Source organism: Rhodococcus chondri (assembly GCF_036327435.1).
GTDB classification, from domain to species: Bacteria; Actinomycetota; Actinomycetes; order Mycobacteriales; family Mycobacteriaceae; genus Rhodococcus; species Rhodococcus chondri.
This window is the reverse complement of record NZ_JAUZMZ010000251.1, coordinates 1-5,116: the sequence shown is the minus strand read 5'-3', so window position 1 is coordinate 5,116 and position 5,116 is coordinate 1. Positions and strand designations below refer to the sequence as shown.

Here is a 5,116-nt window from a genome sequence, read left to right as displayed (position 1 = left end):
CTCGCCACCGAACTCGATATCGCACGCCCCTACCTCGACGACTGCATCGCCGAACACCTCACCGGCAAGCTCACCGCTGCGCGGGCCGCGCGCCTGAAGTGGTGGGCGACCGAGCTGCAGGTCCGGGTCGCCGACCGATGCCTGCAACTCCACGGTGGCTACGGCTACATGCGCGAGTACGCGGTCTCGCGCGCATTCGTCGATGCACGCATCCAGACCATCTACGGCGGTACCACCGAGATCATGAAGACGATCGTCGCGAAGGATCTGGGAATCTGACGCTGCGGCCCCGAGCGACGAGGAGGACACCCCCATGCCGGCCGAACCCATCGAGTTGCCCGTCGACGAGGCCGTGCGGGCGGTACGGGCCAACTCCCGACGCCGGCAGATCCTCACGGCTGCCGCCAAAGTGATGCAACGCAAGGGTTTTCATCAGATGTCCATGCAGGCACTCGCGGACGAGGCGAACGTCAGCGTGGGCTCGCTCTACAACTACTTCGGCAACAAGGAGGAAATTCTCCTCGCCACCATCACCGATATCCTCGACGCCTTCCAGGACCAGCTCGAGCCGGCGATGGTGGCCGCGGGAGAAGACCCCGTCGAGCGCCTGGCCGCCGGCATCCGCCGATTCATCGAGATCGTCGACGAGAACCTCGACGCGGTGGCCCTGACCTACCGGGAGAGCCGCACGCTCGACCCGGACGGCCGGGAGATGCTCAAGCGGCTCGAAATCGCCACCTCCGCCCCGCTACGCACAGTGCTGACGGAGGGCATCGACGCCGGCCTCCTGCACCCGGTCGATGTCGACCTGATGGTCTTCGATCTGGTTCTGCTCGCGCACGGATGGTCGCTCAAACACTGGCACTTCGGCCGCATCTACAGCCTGGACGAGTACATCCGGCTGCAGACCCGGTACGTCCTCAACACCGTCGTGCCGCAACAGAAGCGAAACCTGTACCGGCACCTGATGGAGGCCTTCTGAACGGCCGCACGGAACACGACGATCCCCGTCGGTAATGTGGATCGGACCGCGCGGCAACGAGGAGTACGACATGACCACCGACCACGATGCACTGCCCGTGGAAGAGGCCGTGCGTGCCGTACGCACCAACTCCCGCCGCAAGCAGGTCCTGGACGCCGCGGTCGAGGTCATGCAGCGGACGGGCTTTCATCAGATGTCGATGCAGGCACTCGCCGACGAGGCCGGTGTGAGCGTCGGACTGATCTACAAGTACTTCGGCGGCAAGGAGGACGTACTCCTGGCGACCATTCTCACCATCCTCGATGCCTTCCGCGACCAGCTCGAACCGGCTATGGACGCCGTCGGCGACGACCCGGTCGAGCGGCTCGTCGCCGGAATGCGCCGCTACATCGAGATCGTGGACGAGAACCTCAACGCCACCGTGCTCACCTACCGGGAGAGCCGCACTCTCGACGCCGCAGGACGGGCCCGCATCAAGGAACTCGAAGTGGAGTCGTCGGCTCCGCTGCGCGCCGCTCTCGATGCAGGAATCGCCGCGGCGGTCATGAATCCGGTCGATGTCGACCTGATGGTCTTCGACATCATGCTCCTTGCACACGGCTGGGCTCTCAAGCACTGGCACTTCGGCGCCATCTACAGCCTCGACGAGTACATCCGGCTGCAGACCCGCTTCGTGCTGAACACACTCATCCCGGCCCAGCACCGCGAGAACTACGCGCAACTGCTCTCCTGACCGGCCTTGCGTCCGGTCCGATACAGCCGGGTGCTATGGTCGCTTCCGACCGACACGGGGTGCTCCGCACATGCGGGGCTGAGATCACACCCGTCGAACCTGTCAGGTAATGCTGACGAAGGGATGTTTCGGCATGACCATGCCTGTAACCGTTTCACCACCTACATACACCGGTCGTTTCACCGACCTTCTGTGGGAGCGCACGAAGGTGCTGCGCGACGCCGTCGACAATCTCGAGTTTCTCCGTCGCCTCGGCGACGGCACCCTGCCGCTCGACGCCTTCCGCTTCTACATCGAACAAGACGCCCTCTACCTCGCGGGCTACGCCAAAGCGCTGGCGCTGCTCGCCGCCAAGTCACCGGAGCCGGTGACCGGGGCGTTCTGGGCCACAAGCTCCGCTACCGCGGCCACCGAGGAGTCGTCGCTGCACCAGGGGCTGCTCACCGGGGGTGTGCTGCCCGAGACCGGCGAGGTCGTCGAACCTTCCCCGGCGTGCCTGGGATACGTCTCGTACCTGACGGCGACGGTGTCCACCGAGCCGTACGCCGTCGGCGCGGCCGCGGTACTGCCGTGTTTCTGGATCTATGCCGAAGTGGGCCGCGAGCTGGCAGGCCGGGCCGCCGACGCTCTCGCAGCCGACCCGTCGCACCCGTACGCCCGCTGGGTCACCACCTACGACGATCCGGCGTTCCACGCCTCCGTCGCGACCGCCCGCGAACTGGTCGACGCGGCCGCCGAAGCAGCGACCGGACCCGAACGCGATGCCATGCTCGACGCGTTCACTGTCGCGACCCGGTACGAACTGATGTTCTGGGACACCGCGCTCCACCGGCAGCAGTGGCCCGCCTCGTGAGGCGGCCCGGTCGGGATCCTCCGCGGCGATCTCGTAGCCGCGCTGGACTGATCGCCGGGGTCCTCACCGCCGTAGCCGCGCTAACCGCGGTATCGGGCTGTGCGAGTGATTCGCCGGACGAGAACACGATCCGTTTCGCGCTGGACTGGACCCCGAACACCAACCACACCGGCCTGTACGTGGCGATGCAGGAAGGGCTGTTCGACGACGCCGGACTCGACGTCGAGATCCTGCCCTACAACAGCACGACCCCCGATCTGCTCGTCGACGCCGGCAACGCCGAGTTCGGTATCTCGACCCAGGCGATGACCACATTCTCCCGCGCGGCCGGTGCGCAGGTCGTCTCGGTGCTCGCTCCCCTGCAGCACTGGGCCACCGGCATCGCGGTCAAGGCCGACCGCACCGACCTCGCACGGCCGAAGGATCTCGACGGACTCACCTACGCCGGTTTCGGCGACCCCGGGGACGAAGAAACGCTGCGACAGGTGATCCGCGCCGACGGCGGCGACGGCAACTTCACCTCCGTCACCCTCGGCACCTCTGCCTACGAGGCGGTGTACTCCGGCACCGCCGACTTCACCGTGTCCTACCTGGCCTGGGAGGGCATCGAAGCAGAGCACCGCGGACTCCCCATGCGGTACTTCTCGTACACCGACTTCGGATTCCCCGACGCCTACGCCATCGTGATCAACGGCAACGAGGACTGGCTCGCGGAACATCCGGAGCAGGCGCGCGACTTCGTGCAGGCCGTCCAGCGCGGCTACGAGATCGCCGCGGAGGATCCCGACCGGGCCGCCCAGCACGTGATCGACGCCAACCCCGGTGTGTTCGACGACGAGGCTCTCGTCTTCGAAAGTCAGCGGATGCTGTCCGCCGACCACCTGCGCGACGGAAACGGGCGGGTGGGCACGATGACCCTCGAGCAGTGGACCGGGTACTCCCGATTCCTCTACGAGGCGGGACTCCTCGCCGGACCCGACGGAGCACCGCTCACCGAGGAACCGGACTGGTCGTCGTACTTCACCGATGAATACCTCGCTTCCTGACAGTGCCCGCATCTCGTCCGGCCCGTCCGGGCGGATGCGGGCGCTGCTGCCCGCGGTGACCGTCGCGGTCGTACTCGTCGCGATGTGGGAACTGTATGTGCGGGTCGGCGATATCCGGCCCCAGGTGCTGCCGGCGCCCAGCCGAGTCCTCGATCAGGGCTGGGCCCACCGCAGCGACATCGCCGGCCATGCCGCGGCGACCCTGCAGGTCACCGTCGTGGGATTCGCCGTGTCGCTGGTCCTCGCCTGGGTATTGGCGACCACGGTGGATTTCTCGCCGTGGCTGCGGTGCGCGCTGGTGCCGCTGTTCGTGGTGTCCCAGACCCTGCCGATCATCGCGATCGCGCCGCTGATGATCATCTGGTTCGGGTTCGGTCTGCTGCCGAAGGTTCTCGTCATCGCGCTCGCCACGTTCTTTCCCATGACCATCGGCTTGATCGAGGGTTTCGCCGCCGCGGATCGGGACGCCGGGGCACTGCTGCGCAGCATGGGCGCGTCCCGCCGGCAGGAGTTCCGGTACGTGCGGATGCCGGCGGCGCTCCCCCGCTTCTTCACCTCTCTGCGCATCGGCATCACCTACGCGGTCGTCGGTGCGGTCTTCGCCGAATATGTCGGCGCCACCTCCGGTCTCGGCATCTACATGGCGACACAGAAGAACTCCTTCCGCACCGATCTGGTGCTGGCCGCCGTCGTTGTCACCGCCGCGGTGTCGCTGCTGCTGTATCTGCTCACCTACGCCGTCGAACGGATCGTCGCGCCGTGGGCCCTGACCACCGGGAGCCGTCCGTGACCGCCGTGTCCGTTACCGAACTCCGCCGGGCGTTCGACGGCACCCCGGTCCTCGACGGTATCGACTTCGACATCGCGCCCGGTGAATTCGTGTCGGTGATCGGTCCGAGTGGCTCCGGCAAGTCCACCCTCTTCGGGTTGATCGCCGGTCTCGACACCCCCGATTCCGGGTCGGTCGTCGTCGGCGGTGCACCCGCGGCCCCGGGACGGGCGGCGCTCATGCCGCAGAAGGACCTGCTGTTCCCGTGGCGGTCCGTGCTCGACAATTGCTCCCTCGGCCTGGAAGTGCAGGGGGTCTCCCGTGCCCGCGCCCGGGCCGCCGCACGAAAGCTGTTTCCCGCGTTCGGTCTCGAGGGGTTCGAGGACGCGCGCCCGTTCCAACTCTCGGGCGGCATGCGCCAGCGGGCGGCACTGGCGCGCACCGTGTTGCAGGACCGTGACGTTCTGCTCCTCGACGAGCCGTTCGGAGCTCTCGACTCGCTCACGCGCACCGACATGCAACTGTGGCTGCAGCAGGTGTGGTTGCGCGACCGCTGGACGGTGCTGATGATCACGCACGACGTCCGCGAAGCCGTGTTGCTGTCGGATCGGGTGCTGGTGCTCTCGCCCCGACCGGCGCGTAACCGGCACGACATGCGGGTGCCTCTCGCGCGTACCCGGTCGCTGGCTACGCTCACCGATCCCGAATTCGTCTAGTTGGAGAGAGAGCGCCT

The 5,116-nt window shown here is 67.1% G+C and carries 7 protein-coding genes and 1 riboswitch; all 7 genes read left to right on the top strand.

All coding sequences use genetic code 11. From position 1 onward, the window contains the following. Positions 1-279 (top strand): acyl-CoA dehydrogenase family protein (locus tag Q8814_RS24315; RefSeq protein WP_330154532.1); only part of this gene is annotated, 279 nt, incomplete at its 5' end. Between the two features lie 34 nt (positions 280-313). After that, complete coding sequence (locus tag Q8814_RS24310) at positions 314-982, top strand: TetR/AcrR family transcriptional regulator (RefSeq protein WP_330154531.1); 669 nt, start codon at positions 314-316, stop codon at positions 980-982. 70 nt (positions 983-1,052) lie between these two features. Continuing rightward, positions 1,053-1,715, top strand: a complete 663-nt coding sequence (locus tag Q8814_RS24305; protein ID WP_330154530.1) for a TetR/AcrR family transcriptional regulator — start codon at positions 1,053-1,055, stop codon at positions 1,713-1,715. A gap of 45 nt (positions 1,716-1,760) precedes the next feature. Beyond that, positions 1,761-1,856: riboswitch (TPP riboswitch) on the top strand. Then, positions 1,849-2,568: a TenA family protein gene (locus Q8814_RS24300; protein WP_330154529.1), complete on the top strand. Its 720-nt coding sequence runs from the start codon at positions 1,849-1,851 to the stop codon at positions 2,566-2,568. Its footprint overlaps the riboswitch before it by 8 nt. 47 nt (positions 2,569-2,615) lie before the next feature. Further along, entirely contained in the window at positions 2,616-3,614 is a 999-nt protein-coding gene (locus Q8814_RS24295; protein WP_330154533.1) for an ABC transporter substrate-binding protein, read from the top strand. Beyond that, positions 3,595-4,404, top strand: coding sequence for an ABC transporter permease (locus tag Q8814_RS24290; RefSeq protein WP_330154528.1), 810 nt, complete (start codon positions 3,595-3,597; stop codon positions 4,402-4,404). Before Q8814_RS24295 ends, Q8814_RS24290 begins: the two co-directional genes overlap by 20 nt. Further along, positions 4,401-5,099: an ABC transporter ATP-binding protein gene (locus tag Q8814_RS24285; RefSeq protein WP_330154527.1), complete on the top strand. Its 699-nt coding sequence runs from the start codon at positions 4,401-4,403 to the stop codon at positions 5,097-5,099. The genes Q8814_RS24290 and Q8814_RS24285 overlap by 4 nt, the downstream gene beginning before the upstream one ends. The last annotated feature ends 17 nt before the right edge of the window (positions 5,100-5,116 follow it).

What these genes read in the sequence shown, in the direction of transcription:
- Q8814_RS24290 (WP_330154528.1), top strand. Translation starts at nt 3,595, where the DNA reads ATGAATACCTCGCTTCCTGACAGTGCCCGCATCTCGTCCGGCCCGTCC.
- Q8814_RS24300 (WP_330154529.1), top strand. Translation starts at nt 1,849, where the DNA reads ATGACCATGCCTGTAACCGTTTCACCACCTACATACACCGGTCGTTTC.
- Q8814_RS24310 (WP_330154531.1), top strand. Translation starts at nt 314, where the DNA reads ATGCCGGCCGAACCCATCGAGTTGCCCGTCGACGAGGCCGTGCGGGCG.
- Q8814_RS24305 (WP_330154530.1), top strand. Translation starts at nt 1,053, where the DNA reads ATGACCACCGACCACGATGCACTGCCCGTGGAAGAGGCCGTGCGTGCC.